At 34.5% G+C, this 17,672-nt stretch carries 20 protein-coding genes; 9 read left to right on the top strand and 11 right to left on the bottom strand.

Annotation, left to right across the window (positions count from 1 at the left end; all coding sequences use genetic code 11):
* The 3 genes from NLM59_RS08740 to NLM59_RS08730 all read right to left on the bottom strand — a co-directional run bounded on the left by NLM59_RS08740 (position 1) and on the right by NLM59_RS08730 (position 3,521).
* A complete protein-coding gene (locus tag NLM59_RS08740; protein WP_304417390.1) occupies positions 1–699 on the bottom strand; it encodes a Dph6-related ATP pyrophosphatase in 699 nt (232 codons plus the stop codon).
* Positions 696–2,405 (bottom strand): M1 family metallopeptidase, encoded by a 1,710-nt coding sequence (locus NLM59_RS08735; RefSeq protein ID WP_304417389.1) that lies wholly within the window; start codon positions 2,403–2,405, stop codon positions 696–698. The genes NLM59_RS08740 and NLM59_RS08735 overlap by 4 nt, the downstream gene beginning before the upstream one ends.
* A gap of 96 nt (positions 2,406–2,501) precedes the next feature.
* Positions 2,502–3,521: a nucleoid-associated protein gene (locus NLM59_RS08730; protein WP_304417388.1), complete on the bottom strand. Its 1,020-nt coding sequence runs from the start codon at positions 3,519–3,521 to the stop codon at positions 2,502–2,504.
* A 122-nt stretch (positions 3,522–3,643) separates the two neighbouring features.
* Between NLM59_RS08730 and NLM59_RS08725 the strand changes: the two genes are divergently transcribed.
* On the top strand, positions 3,644–5,119 hold the full coding sequence (locus tag NLM59_RS08725) for a T9SS type A sorting domain-containing protein (protein ID WP_304417387.1): 1,476 nt from the start codon (positions 3,644–3,646) through the stop codon (positions 5,117–5,119).
* An 80-nt stretch (positions 5,120–5,199) separates the two neighbouring features.
* Here NLM59_RS08725 and NLM59_RS08720 read toward each other — a convergent pair whose 3' ends face one another.
* The 7 genes from NLM59_RS08720 to nadD all read right to left on the bottom strand — a co-directional run bounded on the left by NLM59_RS08720 (position 5,200) and on the right by nadD (position 10,677).
* The gene (locus NLM59_RS08720) at positions 5,200–5,631 is read right to left on the bottom strand and encodes a DUF2752 domain-containing protein (protein ID WP_304417386.1); all 432 of its coding nucleotides are present in this window, start codon (positions 5,629–5,631) and stop codon (positions 5,200–5,202) included.
* A gap of 6 nt (positions 5,632–5,637) precedes the next feature.
* Positions 5,638–5,982 (bottom strand): CD225/dispanin family protein, encoded by a 345-nt coding sequence (locus NLM59_RS08715; RefSeq protein WP_304417385.1) that lies wholly within the window; start codon positions 5,980–5,982, stop codon positions 5,638–5,640.
* A gap of 61 nt (positions 5,983–6,043) precedes the next feature.
* Positions 6,044–7,483 carry a NupC/NupG family nucleoside CNT transporter gene (locus tag NLM59_RS08710; protein ID WP_304417384.1) on the bottom strand — a complete coding sequence of 480 codons (1,440 nt, stop codon included), beginning with the start codon at positions 7,481–7,483 and terminating at the stop codon, positions 6,044–6,046.
* Positions 7,476–8,108, bottom strand: a complete 633-nt coding sequence (locus tag NLM59_RS08705; protein ID WP_304417383.1) for a bifunctional nuclease domain-containing protein — start codon at positions 8,106–8,108, stop codon at positions 7,476–7,478. Before NLM59_RS08705 ends, NLM59_RS08710 begins: the two co-directional genes overlap by 8 nt.
* 105 nt (positions 8,109–8,213) lie before the next feature.
* Positions 8,214–9,155, bottom strand: coding sequence for an electron transfer flavoprotein subunit alpha/FixB family protein (locus NLM59_RS08700; RefSeq protein ID WP_304417382.1), 942 nt, complete (start codon positions 9,153–9,155; stop codon positions 8,214–8,216).
* Positions 9,156–9,173: 18 nt separating this feature from the next.
* Positions 9,174–9,920, bottom strand: coding sequence for an electron transfer flavoprotein subunit beta/FixA family protein (locus NLM59_RS08695; protein ID WP_304417381.1), 747 nt, complete (start codon positions 9,918–9,920; stop codon positions 9,174–9,176).
* Between the two features lie 178 nt (positions 9,921–10,098).
* Positions 10,099–10,677: a nicotinate (nicotinamide) nucleotide adenylyltransferase gene (gene nadD / locus NLM59_RS08690; RefSeq protein ID WP_304417380.1), complete on the bottom strand. Its 579-nt coding sequence runs from the start codon at positions 10,675–10,677 to the stop codon at positions 10,099–10,101.
* Positions 10,678–10,790: 113 nt separating this feature from the next.
* On the opposite strand from nadD, the gene NLM59_RS08685 reads away from it, so the two are divergent.
* The 8 genes from NLM59_RS08685 (at position 10,791) to NLM59_RS08650 (ending at position 16,966) form a co-directional block, all read left to right on the top strand.
* Positions 10,791–11,258, top strand: a complete 468-nt coding sequence (locus NLM59_RS08685) for a regulatory protein RecX (RefSeq protein ID WP_304417379.1) — start codon at positions 10,791–10,793, stop codon at positions 11,256–11,258.
* 189 nt (positions 11,259–11,447) lie between these two features.
* Positions 11,448–12,344 (top strand): cell division protein FtsX, encoded by an 897-nt coding sequence (locus NLM59_RS08680; RefSeq protein ID WP_304417378.1) that lies wholly within the window; start codon positions 11,448–11,450, stop codon positions 12,342–12,344.
* Positions 12,341–12,613, top strand: a complete 273-nt coding sequence (locus NLM59_RS08675) for a DUF3098 domain-containing protein (RefSeq protein WP_304417377.1) — start codon at positions 12,341–12,343, stop codon at positions 12,611–12,613. The genes NLM59_RS08680 and NLM59_RS08675 overlap by 4 nt, the downstream gene beginning before the upstream one ends.
* A complete protein-coding gene (locus NLM59_RS08670; RefSeq protein ID WP_304417376.1) occupies positions 12,610–13,404 on the top strand; it encodes an undecaprenyl-diphosphate phosphatase in 795 nt (264 codons plus the stop codon). The genes NLM59_RS08675 and NLM59_RS08670 overlap by 4 nt, the downstream gene beginning before the upstream one ends.
* A 6-nt stretch (positions 13,405–13,410) precedes the next feature.
* Positions 13,411–14,121 carry a tRNA pseudouridine(55) synthase TruB gene (gene truB / locus NLM59_RS08665; protein WP_304417375.1) on the top strand — a complete coding sequence of 237 codons (711 nt, stop codon included), beginning with the start codon at positions 13,411–13,413 and terminating at the stop codon, positions 14,119–14,121.
* A 121-nt stretch (positions 14,122–14,242) separates the two neighbouring features.
* Positions 14,243–14,821, top strand: coding sequence for a PhnA domain-containing protein (locus NLM59_RS08660; RefSeq protein WP_304417374.1), 579 nt, complete (start codon positions 14,243–14,245; stop codon positions 14,819–14,821).
* 174 nt (positions 14,822–14,995) lie between these two features.
* Positions 14,996–15,967, top strand: coding sequence for a PDDEXK family nuclease (locus tag NLM59_RS08655; protein ID WP_304417373.1), 972 nt, complete (start codon positions 14,996–14,998; stop codon positions 15,965–15,967).
* Between the two features lie 33 nt (positions 15,968–16,000).
* On the top strand, positions 16,001–16,966 hold the full coding sequence (locus NLM59_RS08650; RefSeq protein WP_304417372.1) for an endonuclease/exonuclease/phosphatase family protein: 966 nt from the start codon (positions 16,001–16,003) through the stop codon (positions 16,964–16,966).
* Between the two features lie 52 nt (positions 16,967–17,018).
* Here the strand turns inward: NLM59_RS08650 and NLM59_RS08645 are convergent, their stop codons facing one another.
* The gene (locus tag NLM59_RS08645) at positions 17,019–17,420 is read right to left on the bottom strand and encodes a hypothetical protein (RefSeq protein ID WP_304417371.1); all 402 of its coding nucleotides are present in this window, start codon (positions 17,418–17,420) and stop codon (positions 17,019–17,021) included.
* Positions 17,421–17,672: the final 252 nt, after the last annotated feature.

The following is a 17,672-nucleotide window of genomic DNA, read 5'->3' as shown; positions in this document are numbered from 1 at the left end:
TTATACAAGTTCGGCCTGCCAAAAATAAGACGTGATATTTTCGCCAGTATTTAATGTAAAATCATAAGATATTTTAGAAACTTTTGGAATGGAAAACTCAACTTTCTCTTGAAAAATATCGCCATCATAAACGAGGCTATGATATTCCCCATTTTCGCCGCAAACATCAATATCGGCTGGAAATGAGTTTACTAATTCTTGACTTAAATCTTTTCCGATATAGCTTTCGTCTAATTTATCTACTTGAGTAACAATGATTTTAGCCTTCAATCCCGAGGCTAAAAATTCAGCCACTACTTCCTCTGAGGTTTTGTCCCAAAGAGGTTCTATCACTTGCATCCCTAATGGATTCAATTGTTTTTCGCGATAGGATTTAACTTCTGACAAATGAACATCACCAAAGATAAAATGCTCTACACCTTGCTGTTTAAAATCGAGAATAACCTCGGTCATCTTTTGTTCATAATTCTTAAGATTTTTAGAAATCTCTACAGGTTTTAAAGGAATTCCGATACTTTTGGCTTGTTTTTCTAAAATTTCAACTGGAATTTGGTGAATACTAGATTTTAAGTTCTCTGCACTAATGGTGGTTAAAAGCGCAATCACCTCATATTCATTTTCTTGCAAGACTTTTCTCAACGCCAAGGCAGAGTCTTTACCTCCACTCCAATTAAATACAGCCTTTTTCTTTAAACTCATCTACTGTAATTTAAATGAATATAGAAGTTCGGATCAATAATTAAATCAGATTTTCCAGTATACGTTTGCCATTCTGTTGTTGGCTGAATCCATTCCGTAGAATTATTTAATCTTAAAGGCATATTGAAACCATCAACTACATTAATCCAACGATAGTATTTTTTACCATTTTGTGACCTAATTTCTAATGTTGGAATACTAGAAGTTCTTAAATATTGATCAAAAAATGTTTTTAAATCTAATCCAGCATAATCTGCTATGAACTTCTCAATTTGAGCGGAACTCACGATATGATGATAAAACTCCTGATTCATAGAACGAATCATTCCCTTAAACTTTGAATCGTTATTCATCCAATGCCTTAGCGTGTGAATGATATTTGCGCCTTTGTAATACATGTCTGTACTACCTATTTGGTTTAGTCCATATACTCCAATAATATTAGAATTATTACTTATCAAAGCTCTCAAACCTTGAATATATTCTGCAGCAGCCTCCTTTCCAAATTGATTTTCAATATACATAGCCTCGGTATAAGTTGTAAAGCCCTCGTGCACCCATAAATCAGCAACATCTTCGGTGGTAATACTATTTCCAAACCACTCGTGACCAGATTCATGTACAATTATAAAATCAAATTTATTGCCATGGCCACTTCTAGATCTATCATCTCCCAAATAACCATTCATAAATTTATTTCCATAGGCAATTGCAGACTGATGTTCCATTCCCAAATGTGGCGTTTCCACCAACTTAAAACCATCTTCATAAAACGGATAAGGCCCCATCCAATCTTCAAAAGCTGCCATCATGGGCTTCACTTGCTCAAAATGTTTTTTAGCCTTTTCTTCATTATAGTCCAACACCCAATATTTCAAAGATAAAGTTCCTCGCTCCCCCATATACGCATCTTTAATCTCCACATAATGACCAACATAAGGAATAATATTATATGAATTAATTGGATTTCGAACCTCCCAAGTGTACACATTGGTTCCCGCTTCGCCCTTAACAAAACTCGTTTCCCACAAACGACCATTTGAAACCGCTACTAAATCTTCCGGAACAATCATCGTGATAGTTGCACCATGATCTGGCTCATCACCTTGATAATCTTTACACGGAAACCAAGAACTAGCTCCCAAACCTTGTACAGCAGCCGTCATCCAAGGTCTACCCTTTTCATCTTCTGTAAAAATCCATCCGCCATCCCATGGGGCATTTTTAGCAATTCTAGGATTTCCTTCAAAATAGAATTTTAGAGTTTTTACGCCAGATTTACTCTTAGAAAGCGAATGATAATTAATAAAAATTGTGTTATCTAATCTAAACCAATGCTTATGATCAATCGCAAGCTCATCCTGTGGTTTAACTTTCAAATCAGAGTTAGCCAATTGAACGATTTTTGTTAATTCCATAGGTTGCTGCAAATCAATTTGCATCCAATCCCCTTCTTTTCCGTTTATTTCAAATTGCATACTGAGACTTCCTGCAATATATTTTTTCTCAAAATCCGGGCTTAAAACTAAATCGTATCGCAAGACATTCCACCAATTTCTATAATCGGTATTAGAACCTCTTAATTCTTCTTTTGAATATTGTGAAGCCACTTTTAATGATTGTTCAGCCGTATCAACTGATTTAGTCACTTGTTGCGTTGAACATGCCATGATAGCCAAGAGAAAAGAAAGATATAGAAACCTCATAATGAATTTTTAATATGAATTAAAGTTAACAAATTTAAACATGAAAAAAGGGATTAAAACCTTAACCCCTCATTTGTATTGATATTTTATAAAACTTTAAGACTCTTCCTCAAAGTAAATTTTGTAAAATTTTCCGTGTGAATCTTCACTTTGTTCAATTTTACTTCTATCGCCGTGAACATAAATATGGAAATTCTTATCCAACTTAATGATACTTTTATAATGTCTTGTTTGCTTTTTTACTGCTTTTTCGGCAATTCCAAAGTGATCCGCCAACATTTCTTGCGTATCTAATTCATATTCTGACTTATAATTATTAAAACTCTCAATTAATTCTGGTTGTTGCAAAATTTGCTGAGAAAAAGCTTCAGTTTCGAACTCCTCATGCTCCTGAAAGAATTCCATAGTTCTATTTAAGAAATCAGCTTGGTCAATACGACTCATCTCAAACTCCTCTGGCATACGCTCCTCAACATAATTCTTGAAAACAGACATAGTCTTTTCTGTGTTATAAAACTCATCCTCCACTTGTTTTACTTGTAAAAACTCATCTGTCCAAAACTGAGCTTCTGTACCATTGGTTTTGTCGGCAATCGACAGTACATACCCATCTTCTTTGTTGGTATTATAAATAAAACAAGCTTTATCTAACTTATTTAAATTCACACCCTTGTCCGTTTCTAAGTCAAAGAAATAATTATCATGTTTAATTTTTAAGAACAAATCCTTATTCTCTGTTTTAAACAAACCAATTGCGTCAATAATCTCACCTTTGTAATTACAATTTTGGAAGTAAGCCGTAAAAAACTCACCCGCTTTAATCTTAGGATGTACAGATTTATCAAATAAGAACTGAGCTAAATTGATAGATTCATCATGTAGAGATTCAGGATTTTCAAAGATTCTCGTCACATAAGTAAAAACTTCATTCATACTTAGATCAGAAGCATGATAAAAATGATAGTATTCGTCTGCTTTAAATGCATTTTGAAAGAATTTCAGCATTAATTCCTTCATACTTTCATCTAATTCCAGGGGCATTTTTGATTTAACTAAATGCTCAAATCTGTTTTTATTTCCTACAATGTGGACCGAAATATTATTCAATTCTATCATACTGCAATGTTAAGGAAAATCTTATTTATTCTCTACTGCGGCGTTGAAATTAAAAGCCATTTAACAAATCCAAGTAAGGTCTAATTTAAAATAAGTATTTTTATAGTATCAAAAATATAATTATGAGAAGATCTTTACTTTTTTTATTCCTGTTTTCTGTGCTGGCACAAGCACAATACACTACACCTAACAATGGACAATCATTTAATCTCGATGAATTAGCTCAAATCGAAAATTCGGGTGTAAGCTTACTAGAGTCAGGACTCTATAACCTTTCACAAGATTTAATTATAGCAGCTAACGATACTTTGTTGATTGATGATGCCTTAACTTGGCAGATTAATTCAGATATTTTAGTTACCATAGAAGGCGCGTTTATCACAAGCTCCAGTCCTGAATCACCAATTAACATTACAGCTCAAGAAGCTGGTTTTCCGAATGCTGGCTTTCGTTTCGAGGAAGGTTCTGTTATTAACTTATCCAACACTATTTTTGAATATGGTGGTGGTTTAAGAGTATTGACTGAGGACTTTAATATGGATTATTGTGAAGTTAAATTTCAAGTAGCTGGAGCATCTACGGGTGCAGCTGTTTCTTTTTCAAGAGGTAATCCGACTGTTACCAACTCTAAATTTATTTCCAATCAACTGCCTGCCGTTGCATCTGGGGCAAATCAACAGATTGGTCTAACGTTTACAAATAATGAATTATACTATAATGGTTTATCTAATCAAAATAGACCACAAATCAACATGAGTCCGAGTGGATCTAATTCAAGTATTTTAATTGAAAATAATACGATTATTGGAGATAGAAATGCAACTAATGTAGGTGGAATTGCTATCGGAAACTTCTTTGGTTATGAGAATAATGTAGTTATTAAAAACAATGTAATCTCTGACAATAGATTCGGAATTACCTTATTAGGAAGCGTAACACACGGGGAGATTGATGGAAACACCATTTCAGATAACAACTCACAAGGAAATCCAAATTTAGGCGGTAGTGGTATCAACTTAAACGCAAGTGGTGAGACAATTTCACAAAGTATTTATATTAAAAACAACTATATCTCCAACAACCTATGGGGAATCACTATGCAAGGGAATGCCTATGCTAATCTAGGCGATGGAACTGAGTTATCTCCAGGAGGAAATACTTTTAGCGAGAATGGTTTTGATGGTGATGTTTATGCGCTTTACAACAATACACCCAATGATATTATGGCTCAAGGAAACTGTTGGATTGCTGGAGCGGAATCTACAGAAGAGGAAGTTGCAGAGGTGATAACTGACCAATCTGATATTGCGAGTTTAGGTTTAGTAGATTACTCAAATTTCATTTGTAATCTTTCTACTAACGAATTCGTAAGTAGCGCAAAGCCTAAACTTTATCCAAACCCAGCAAAAGACTTAATTATTTTAGAGGTTGAGTCAAGCGGATCGGTTGAATTCTACAATAGCTTAGGTCAATTAGTTTTAAACACGAAGCTAGAAGCGGGTAAAAACGAGATTAAGCTAAATCTTTCTTCAGGAACTTATTTTTTGAAAATCAACTCCAAAAACTCAACAAGTTTAGAAAAATTACTTGTTAAGTAATTCTCTGAAATATCTCATCTAAATGATAAAAGCACTCTGAATGGAGTGCTTTTGTTTTTATTTTCAATTTGGTTCAATATTTACCATATTGAGTTTAAAACCCTAAATGGGAAGATATTTATGTTTCTTAAAACTAAGAAAAGTAAGACTAAGATTATGTAGAAGATTCCAAACTTACTACTATACCAAAAGCTATTGGGAGACGGGATTCCATAGATGAAACGTCTTAAGGAATAAAAAATATAGTAAACCAAAAGCGGAATACTTAACACAAAAAGTGCGTTATGATCTAAAGCTGATTTCAATCGAAAATGCAATAATTCATGTACGGCTCTTTGCCCACCACATCCTACGCAATCGAAGCCCGTTGTGGCTTTCAACATACATATTGGAAAGAATCCATCATTTTTAATAGGAGAAAAGAAATAGAAATAAACTAAAATAGTCGCTATAAGCACGGAGCCTATCGCGACTATTAACCATTTTCTAAGTATGGTTTTATTATTTGTCAAAATTGATTATTGATTTGCTTGAGCCTCCTCAATCGCTTGCTGAATTAGCTCAAGTTGTTCTGACCATATTTCTGGTTGGAAAACAACAACATAAGCGCTATAAAGTGCGGAAACTAAGAATAAACCTAGGGCAACCAAAGATAAAGTTCTTGCATATTTTGAGTTTTTCTCTGCACCTTCATAATCTCCAACATTAAATCTTGCATTAACTTGAGAAGCAAAATAGATTCCTACCAATCCTAAGATAAAACCTATACCAAAAGTAGAACAGCATCCCAAAATGGTAGCAATAATGGCTAATACCATGTAGTTCTGTGGAGCTATGTAATTATCTTTATTAAATGTTTCCATAATTATTAATTTTATGCAAGATAAAAATATTTTTGATTTGTTAATCTTTTCTTAAATACTTTTAACCTAATAAAACACCAGCGATTGTTGCTGAAATCAATGAAGCTAGCGTTCCACCGATTAAAGCTTTGATACCTAATTGTGAAAGTAAAGTTCTCTTATTAGGAGCTAATGATCCAATTCCTCCAATTTGAATTCCAATCGATGCGAAATTTGCAAAACCACAAAGCATATAAGTTGCCATAATCACAGATTTATAATGTGATAAATGCAATGCAGAGTTTGGATCTTTTAAATCCGCTAATTGGATATAAGCAATGAATTCACTTGCTACTAATTTAACTCCTAGCAACTGCCCCATCAAGCTAATATCGTCTGTTGGAACACCAATCAACCACATTAAGGGTGCTAATAAATAACCTAAAATGAACTCTAATGATAAGGTTTGATAATTGGAATTGTTGGCAATTACTTCATTTAAACTCATATAAGATTCGCCGAAAGATAAACCTCCAACCCAGCCTAAAATTCCATTCATCATAGCGATGAAAGCAATAAATACAAGAAGCATAGCTGCTACATTCACGGCTAACTTTAAACCTTCTGAAGTACCATTAGATAAAGCATCTAAGAAGTTAGAACCAACATTTTCCATTTTAACTTCTAAATCTTCTGTAGGCTTTTCAATTTGTGGATATAATAATTTTGAAACCAAAATAGCTCCTGGAGCTGCCATTACAGAAGCAGCTAATAAATGACGTGCAAACTGTTGCTGCAACTCTATATCATCACCACCCAAGAATTGAATATATGCACCTAAAACACCACCAGCAACGGTAGCCATTCCACCAATCATTACCAATAAAATCTCAGAATTTGACATTCTAGATAAATAGGCTTTAATCATAAGTGGAGACTCAGTTTGACCCAAAAATATATTACCAGCTACCGATAAACTTTCAGGACCAGAAATTCCCATTAATTTGGTCATACCATAGGCAGCCCATTTCACAACCACCTGAATTATACCCAAATAGAACAAAACCGAAGTTAATGCACTAAAGAATAAAATTACCGGCAAGACCTGAAAGGCAAATATAAATCCATAGGTATTTACATCCATCAAACCACCTAATAGAAACTCACTACCTGCTCTTGTATAGCCCAAAATATTGATGAACACCTTTCCTACCGCATCAAACATATCCCCCACAAAGCCTAAACTTATTCGAGTGTCGCCAATATTAAATCCAACTGCATCACCTTTTAAGATGGCTATCCCCAAAGACAATTGAATCAACATTGCCATTCCTATAGTTCTCCATTTAATAGCAGATCTATTTTTGCTTAAGGCAAAGGCAATTCCTATTAAAACGCCCATTCCCAAAACACCTCTTAATATCGAAGTTATGGTAATGCCACTTGACTCCATTTCTGGAATAACTTGAGCAAAGGCACTAATATTTAACAATAAAAAAAAGAGTGTAAATAGCTTAGTCATTATCTTGTTGACGTTTTTCTATCTCATCACGAATTTGAGCAGCTCTTTCGTAATCTTCAGATTTCACTGCTTTATTCATCATGGATTTAAGTTCTTTGATTGAGAATTTTGAATATAAATCTTCTGCCGGTCCTTGAGGTGTTTCAGATAGTTCCTCTTCTATTTCCTTAAGCGCTTTCTGAACCGTTTCTTCTTCCTCTTCTGTCAACATTTCTAACTGCACACCTGCTCGGTCCATCACCGATTTTAGCACATAAATAGCTGCATTAAATCGAACTGCCAAAGCTATAGCATCAGATGTTCTTGAATCTAATTCTATGACTTCCCCGTCCTTATCTTCGCAGACAATGTTGGAATAGAAAATTCCATCTTCAAGTTTATAAATGGTAACTGACCTAATGATAACGTTTAATTTCTTTGCGAAATTCACAAACAAATCATGCGTCAACGGGCGAGGTGGCATTAAATCCTTTTCCAGTGCAATAGCAATAGCTTGTGCCTCGAAATTACCAATAATAATCGGCAATTTACGACCACCAAATTCTTCCTCCAAAATAAGTGCATAAGCACCTACTTGTGTCTGACTGTAGGATATACCACGAATATTTAATTTAACAAAATCCATGAAACGTAAAAGTACTAATTTAAGATTAAATTCTAATAACTAACAAAAAATAAACCTAACAACTTTCTCAAATTGTTAGGTTTAAAATTTAAATTATTCAAAAAATTAAGAATTCTTATATTTTTTGATTGATTCAATTAATTTAGGAACTACTTCAAATGCATCTCCTACAATTCCATAATCAGCTGATTTAAAGAATGGAGCTTCTGCATCATTGTTAATTACTACAATATTTTTAGAACTGTTTACACCAGCTAAGTGCTGAATAGCTCCAGAGATACCAATAGCGATATATAAGTTAGGTGCAATCGCTTTACCAGTTTGCCCTACGTGTTCGCTGTGCGGTCTCCAATCCATATCAGATACTGGCTTAGAACAAGCAGTTGCTGCTCCTAATAGATCAGCTAACTCTTCTACCATTCCCCAGTTTTCTGGACCTTTTAATCCACGACCTCCCGAAACAACGATCTCTGCTTCTTTAAGATCTAATTTTCCAGAATTGGTTTCAACATTCTCAACTTTAACTTTTCCACCAGCTGCATCAAAGCTAATGTCTTCTGAACTTCCGTCAACAGCATTTTCTTTAACTCCAAATGAGTTAGCTGATACGGTAACAACTTTTTTATCAGCTGCAGTTTCTGCCAACATAATTCCTTTACCAGAGAAAGACTTACGATTTACTTTCAATGGAGAAATTGATTGTGGTGCTTCAATAGCGTTGGTAATTAAACCAGCTTCTAAATTATAAGCTAAGAAAGGGGCAATACTAGCTCCCTCGTTGCTGTGTGCCAAAACCACAAAATTATCAGCATGCTCAGAGATTAATTTACCTAAAACTTCAGGAGAAACTTTGTGAGCATCACCTTTAGCAACCAATACTTTGCTTGCTCCGTATTTATACAACTGAGATGCATCGTCTGCGTTAATAGCTAATGCTGTAACTGTATCTCCAGCTTGATCAGCGATTGTTTTTGCGTATGAAACGGCTTCAAAAGCGTTTTTCCTGAACTTACCGTTTTCTGTTTCTGTATATACTAAAATTGACATAATTTCTTTGTTTTAATATTAGATTACTTTCGCTTCCTCGTGCAACAAACGAACTAACTCATCTACGTTATCCTTATCGATTAAGGTAACAGAAGATCTTGGTTCTGGTTTTTCGAAACCATCTGCAACAACTTTTGCTTCAGCATTACTAGAAGCTACTACTTGTAATGGCTTAGTACGCGCTTGCATAATTCCACGCATGTTTGGAATCTTAAGATCACTCTCCTCTACCAAACCTTTTTGACCTGCAACAACAGCTGGCAAAGTGAAAGAAACAGTTTCTTTACCTCCGTCGATTTCTGAAGTAGCTTTAGCGCTCTCGCCCTCTACTTCTAATCCCATACAGTTGTTTACAAAACTATAACCTAATTCTGCTGCAATAAAAGCTGGAACAGCGTTTCCGTTGTAGTCAATAGACTCTCTACCTGCTAAAATTAAATCATAGCCATTTTCTTTAGCTAATTTTGCAATTTCTTTTGCAGTTGAAATACTGTCTTTAGGATCTACGTCGATTCTAATCGCATCATTCGCTCCGATTGCTAAAGCTTTACGCATTACTGGCTCTACAGAAGCATCCCCCGCAGTTACAACCGTTACTGTAGCTCCTTGCTTCTCTTGAAACCAAATGGCTCTAGTTAAGGCAAATTCATCATATGGATTGATGACAAATTGTATCCCATTCTTATCAAAAGCTTTACCGTCTGCAGTGAAGTTAATCTTCGATGTAGTATCGGGTACACTGCTAATACAAACTAATATTTTCATGTATTTGATTATTTTACGAAATTCTTAAGCCGTAAATATACAAAATATTATTTGCTATGCACGCATAGGATGTTAGATTTTTATTCAATTGGTTATAAGAACTTAAGCAAACTTAAGCCTGCTAAATGAAAGGATTGTGAATAAGTTTTTAGAATTAATTCTTCTCACGGAAAATCTTCTAATTCTTAAACAAGCTACTACCATCTATATAATCAAAAACAGGTGGCGGTAAATAAGGCCTGTAAATCTTGCCATCCTTAATGTTTTGACGAATAAATGTAGATGATATCTCTATAATTGGAGCGTTAATCTTCTTAACTCTACTCAAATCAATTTTTGGCTTCTTTTGATCACTTGCAATTCTTGGATAAACCAAAATATCATATTCCTTCACCAAAAACTCCGCATTTTTCCATTTATGTAAACCTACCAAGTTATCCTCTCCCATGATTAAACTAAATTCATGCTGTGGATAATCTTCTCTTAGTTTAGCCAAAGTATGGGTGGTATAATTCGGTTGCGGCATATCGAATTCAACCTTACTTGATTCCAAATCTGGATAATCTTCTAAGGCTAAATTAACCATATGCAATCTCTCGTAATCATCTGTTAGCTTCACATGCTGTTTAAAAGGGCTTCGTGGCGTAACCACAAACCAAACTTTGTCTACATCGCCAAATTGCTGAATATGATTTGCAAGAATTATATGTCCTATATGAATAGGATTAAATGAACCAAAGAATAAACCGATTTTCATGAGAGTAAAAGTATAAAGATTTTTCGAAGCGAAAAAAATGAATCTGAACCACGAGCTTCAAAAGTAACTTCAATAGGCTTAATTTTAAAATAAAGACTAATTTTACCCTATCAATGAAGAAAAATCCCGAAACCGATATTCACGCTATCAAAGAAAAGCTAGCTTATTACTGCGCTTACCAAGATCGCTGTCATTGGGATGTGGAGAAAAAGTTAGATGAATTTTTCTTAATTCCCGAAGTTAGAGATGATATTCTACTTTATTTAATACGCGAAAACTTCTTAAACGAAGAAAGGTTTGCCATGAGTTTTGCTCGAGGAAGGTTTACACAAAAGAATTGGGGGAAAATTAAAATTAAAATAGAGTTAAAAAAACGTCAGATTAATGATCGATTGATTGCTCAAGGTTTGGCAGAAATAGATGATAAAGATTATTATGACACGGCTGAGAAATTAATTGAGAAAAAAGCAGCAAGTCTCAACGAGAAAAACCTTTATAAGAAGAACCAAAAAATCATCCGTTATATGCTTCAGAAAGGTTATGAATACGACGTAATTAAAACTTTTCTGGGGGATGATTAAAATTGAGCTTAGTTGAATAGACTAAAATCGATCTAAACTCGTTGATAATATTAGAATTCGACACATTTCAAAATAAGGCATACTCAAAACTTTGCCTTTTTCTGTTTTTAGTAAAGGTTTAACAAGATTGCCTATTCTAAAAGTGGGGATAAGAATGTTTTTTACTAAATTGCGCAAAATTATTTTTACATGTCCAAGACATCAGATAGAATGAACAATAGTCGCCTACGTTCCTCCAATATTACGGTGGTGGTGAGTATTGCTTTGGTATTATTTCTCTTAGGTTTATTTGGCTTAATCGTGGTTAACTCAAGCGATTATGCAGAACACCTGAAAAACCAATTTGAGATTGAGGCTTATTTCAAAGAAGCTAAAGACAAAAAGGATATTGAGAAAGAACCAGAAGTTCATAAAGCTTTCCTGGATTCCTTAAGAACCAAACCTTTCGTTAAGTCTTTGAAGTACGTTGATAAGGAAAACGCACTTAAAATGGCGAAGAACCAATTAGGCTTAACCGAAGAAGATTTAGCTTTGTTTGAAGAAGGAATTTTCCCTCCATCTGTTGTTATGACGATTCGCCCACAGTATGTTGACTCTACTCGCGTAGATAGTATTACAAGTGTTTTGGCGAGTTATCCAATCATAGACAGTGTAAACAACACATCGTCTTTAGCAAGTATTTACGAAAGAATCGATACGATTATCTTCTGGCTTATTGCTTTAGCTGGATTATTCTTAGTTATATCAATCATTTTGATTAACAACTCTATTCGACTTAAAATATTTTCCAAAAGATTTACCATTAAAACCATGCAATTGGTTGGTGCTAAACGCAGGTTTATTGTTAAACCATTCATTATTCAAAGCTTTTGGCTTGGGTTATTAGGAGCTGTTTTAGCCATTCTTGCATTAGGTGGATTATGGTATTATGCTGCACCAAAATTAGACCTTGGTTTATGGAATGAGAAGTTCCAATGGTTAATTCTTGGATTGCTTGTTACGGGTATTATTATAGCTGTCTTCAGTACATTCTGGGCAACTTGGAAGTATTTGAAATTACGAACAGATCAACTTTATTACTCATGAGAATTCCGCCAGATACATCTTTCTTATTCGGAAAGAAAAATTATATACTTATGGCGATTGGCCTAGCGCTGATTACTATTGGTTTTTTCTTAATGACAGGACCAGATGCCAACACAAGACCTGATGGCACATTTGATCCTAATTATTGGAATGAAGATATTTTTTCGTGGCGTAGAATTCGTCTAGCTCCATTTTTAGTCTTATTAGGCTTTGGAGTAGAAGTTTATGCTATTTTGGTTAATCCCGATGCTAAGAAATTAGAGGAATGAATGATATTTTAGACGCAATTCTAATTGGAATTGTTCAAGGTTTAACTGAGTTTTTACCAGTTTCATCAAGTGGTCATATCGAAATCGCAGAAGCTATTTTGGGTACCGATCAAGAAGAAAGCATGATGTTGACCATCGTACTTCACTTTGCTACAGCATTAAGTACTGTAGTAGTTTACCGCAAAGACATTTGGGAAATTATCAGAGGCTTCTTTGAATTTAAAAACAATGAGTCAACTCATTTCGTGGGTAAAATTGTGTTATCAATGATTCCTGCAGCCTTGGTTGGTTTTTTCTTAGAAGATTGGTTAGAAAAACTATTTGACGGTCAGATTCTACTAGTAGGTTGTATGCTTTTGTTGACAGCAGTTCTACTCTATTTTGCAGATAAAGCTAAAAATACAGAGAAATCAGTTTCTTATAAAGATGCCATTATAATTGGTGTTGCTCAAGCTATTGCTATTTTACCAGGAATTTCTCGTTCAGGAGCTACTATTTCTACCTCGGTTTTATTAGGTGATGATAGATCTAAAGCTGCTAGATTCTCCTTTTTAATGGTGATTCCATTGATATTCGGAGCTATTGCTAAAAAGATTTTAGATGCTGGTGGTGTTTTAGAATTTACCAATGGACCTGCTTTATTAGCTGGATTTATTGCAGCATTTATTTCAGGAATTATCGCATGTAATTGGATGATTGCATTGGTTAAAAAAGCTAAATTAACTTACTTCGCTATTTATTGTTTAATCGTAGGTAGCATCGCGATTATCTATTCATTATTTTTTGCTTAAACATATATGATTCCATTAGAAGAACTACAGAAAGGAAAGGTTTTCATCATTGATAAACCCTTAGATTGGACCTCATTTGATGTAGTTAACAAGATTCGATGGAACATTAGAAAAACGCATGGTTTACGCAAATTCAAAGTTGGCCATGCGGGAACATTAGATCCAAAAGCTACGGGGGTTTTAGTGATTTGTGTAGGTAAGTTTACCAAACGAATTTCGGAGTTTCAAAATGAGGATAAAACTTATACGGGAACTTTTAAACTTGGCGTTACCACCGAATCCTACGACACTGAACAACCAGAAAACGAAACCTTCCCGACGGATCATATTACAGAAGATTTGATTCACCAAGCAACAGAACAATTTGTGGGTGATATTCTTCAGACTCCTCCTCTACACTCGGCCGTGAAAAAGGACGGTAAAAGATTATATGAATTGGCTCGTTCAGGTTCTGAATATGTTCCAGAAAAAAGACCTGTTCATATTTCATCATTCAAAATCACCAAAATCGAAATGCCTTATGTTGATTTTGAAGTTAAATGTAGCAAAGGAACTTACATTCGTTCATTGGCGCATGACTTTGGGCAAGCCTTAAACTCTGGCGCTTACCTAACTGCACTTCGTCGAACACAATCTGGTGAGTTTTCTGTTGAACAAGCTGATAATGGTCCTCTGGAGAAAGTTTACTTTGAAGGCAGCGAACCAAGCGCTACTTAAAATATAAAATCTTATCGCCTAGAGTTTTCCTTTATTTAGTTAAAATCTACATAAGTCGGAGAAGTGCAACTTGCTATTTTTCACCATTTATTTTCACTATTTTTGTGAAAATTTAAAAATCATGAGTGTTTTAAAAGAACTACAAGATAGAAGCAATAATACCTGTGAATTATGTGCTGCAACTGAAAACCTTAAAATGTATTTAGTTCCACCAAAAACAGAAGAAATTGCTGACCACGCTATTTTAGCTTGTGAAACCTGTATCTCTCAAATCGAAGATCCAGAAAAAATTGATCCAAACCACTGGAGAAGCTTGAATGATAGCATGTGGAGTCAATACACTCCAGTAAAAGTAGTTGCTTGGAGAATGTTAAACCAATTAAAAGGAGAAGGTTGGCCAGTAGATTTATTGGGCATGATGTACATGGAGCCTGAAGAATTAGAATTTGCTAAAGCCGCTGGAGGCTTCGCTGACGACGAGGACAAAGTTGTTCATAGAGATTGTAATGGTGTGATTTTAGCTCCAGGAGATTCTGTGGTTTTAATTAAAGATTTAAAAGTGAAAGGAAGTAGTATGGTTGCTAAACAAGGTACGGCCGTGAGAAGAATTTCACTTGACCCAGAAAATGCTAACTTTATCGAAGGAAAGGTTGAAGGTCAGACTATCGTAATCATTACAGAATACGTTAAGAAAATATAATTTGACAAACGAAACACATTTATATTTACACAAAGAACTGTCCTATATGCATTTATAGGACAGTTTTATTTTCTAAAAAATAGTATTTAGCTTAACTTAAAGACTTCAACTTTCATTTCCCTCTTAAAAATAATTATCTTTAAGAGATTTTAAAAATCACCTAACACAAACCAAATGAACAACCTATCTAAAAAACAAATTGAACAAGCTTTCGAATTATTTCACTCGGATTTAATTGAAGAAGGACTCACTTTAATAGATAATCAACCTAATTCAGAACATGGACTGAATACACATCTTACTTTTGAAGATAAAGATGATCAGCGTGTACTATTGGAAATTAAACAAACCACCGTCTCCAAGTCAGATTTAGACCATCTTCTGGTTAAAAATCTTAAATATAAATTATTTAAAACACGCATTATTTTAGCTGCTCCTTTCATTCCAAAAACTTCTAGCCTTGCCTTAGAAAAAAACGGAATTGAATTCATTCAATACAGCAAAGACGATATTCACAATTTATACGAGAATTCAGATATTAAAATCGAAAATGAAACGAGTTCAACACCTAAATCAAACGATGGAAACGTTGCATTTAAGGTAAAGTATAACAATGAAGATTGGAGTCATGTTTTTGATGAAGAATTAGTGGCTTATAATTTTAAACATCAAACTTGGTCTAAAGAAGAGGTTTCATCAGCCTTAGACGAAAGCATTTTAGATGAAAACACGAGTTTAGATTTACCGACTGAGGAAGAATTTGATGCAAATATTACCATCTCTAGCTTACATGCTAAAATGGGAAAAATGGCGGTGTTTACGTCTTTAGCACCTAATCAAAAAGAAAGCGAAAGATTTATTTTTGCCATCGCACAAATGAATCATATTGAGCCAAGTGATGAAGACGAAGAAACCATTGAAGGATTTCATTGTAACAAAGAAACGGCTATCATTTTCAAGTCAACAAGACCAAAATTTTGGAAATATTATAGTAATTCCAACCCTGATCTAAAAGCTTGGAATATGGGCTTATTCAGGTACTTGAACGACAAAACAGTTATTTCAATTTTAAAGGATGTTGCAGAAACCAATGTGTACCCAAATACCTTTAAAGAGAAAGCTAAAATCCTTTTAGACGAGATTTAATTAATTGAAAATCCATCTAATTAAACCTATTTAATGCGGAAAAACATATTTTCATTAATTTTAATATTAATCACTCTCCTATCCTGCCAACCTCAGGCTCAGGGACTTTCAGATGAAATAATTGAAACCGAGTTTAGCGAAGTGGTGATTCCTCCTATCGTTGTTGATAGTGTTTTTCAAGATAGTCTACAACCTAAGGATTTATTACCGGTGCGAGTGGAATTCAAAGATGCGAATTCCATAAAACTAGTCTCTTGGAACATTCGGCATTTGGGAAGATCTAAGTCTGATGAGGAAATATTAGCCATTGCCAAAATTCTACGAAATTTTGATATTGTTGCCATTCAAGAAGTGGTTGCTAAAGATCCTGCGGGAGCTCAAGCTGTTGCTAAAATTGCAGATGAACTCAATCGAATGGGTTCTAAATGGGATTATCAGATAAGCGATCCAACAAAAAGTCCGTCGGCTAACATGAGCGAGCGATATGCTTTTCTATGGAAAACCTCTAAAGTAAGCCTACAACATCGGGCTTATCTTGATAAAGAATTAGAAGAAATTTGCTATCGCGAACCATTTATAGCTAAGTTTAAAACCAAGAAAGGTTCTGAAGATTTTTATGTCATTAATTATCACTCCAGGAAATATTACGACAAACCCGAAGAAGAAATTATTCACTTCATCGATTATCCAAAGCGATTAGAAACCGAGAATATATTGATTGCTGGTGATTTTAATTTAGATGAAAATCACGCTGTATGGAAACCTTTATACCATAAGGGCTTCACAAATTCGCTGTATCAGCAACCTACTACCCTAAAAATGAAATGCAAGGATGGCAATTACCTCAACCATGCGATTGACAATATTTACTTCTTACCGGGTATCCAACGACTCAATGCAGAAACGATTGACTTCGTTCAAAAATGCAAATACCTCGAGCTAGCCCGAGGTATTTCTGATCATTTACCCATTTTTATAGAGTTCAATTTAAAGAACTAAAAATGGTGTTTTTATAATTTCAAAAGCAAATGTTTGCCTTATATTCATTTGATTATAATGGTGCTCCAACTGGTACCGCACAATCATGTCCTGGCTGTCCGTGTGGTGGATTTACCATTCCTGAACCCGTTGGTGCAGTAGAAGGTTGATTCTGAACTGGCGCTTGAACAGGCGTCATATTTTGATTCGTCGCTGGCTTACTATTTAATGGCGCTCCCACAGGAATCGCACAATCATGACCTGGCTGACCATGTGCAGGATTTAAAGCTACATCACCTGAAGTTGTGGCATCTGCAGCTGCTCCTTCAGCTGGAACTACGAAGTTTTTATCTTTAAGTGCTTCTTTAACTTCTGGCTTAACTTGTGTGTCTTTGTTATTACATGAAACAAAAACAAATGCCGATGCAATAGGTATTAATAAAAAGGATTTCTTAGCAAAGTTTGAAATAAACATATAGAATTTAATTTAACTTGCAAGATAAGTGTTTAAAATTTACTTTGGCAAAATCAGCTTAATTTTATCATTCTCTTCACATATTTATTTTAAAATTGGTACTTAATAGTAGAGATTAATTCATTTATACCTAAAGTTTTAAGAATTAAACAATACATCTCTATCCAATGCATTTTAAGATTTGAAAAAGCAGGAACTCAATGATATCAATGACTTTTAGCTTAAAACTCCTGAAATTAAGCTAAAAAGCAG

The organism is Profundicola chukchiensis (genome assembly GCF_029664245.1).
In the GTDB taxonomy this organism is placed as follows: domain Bacteria; phylum Bacteroidota; class Bacteroidia; order Flavobacteriales; family Weeksellaceae; genus Profundicola; species Profundicola chukchiensis.
This window is presented reverse-complemented; position numbering and strand designations above follow the sequence as displayed.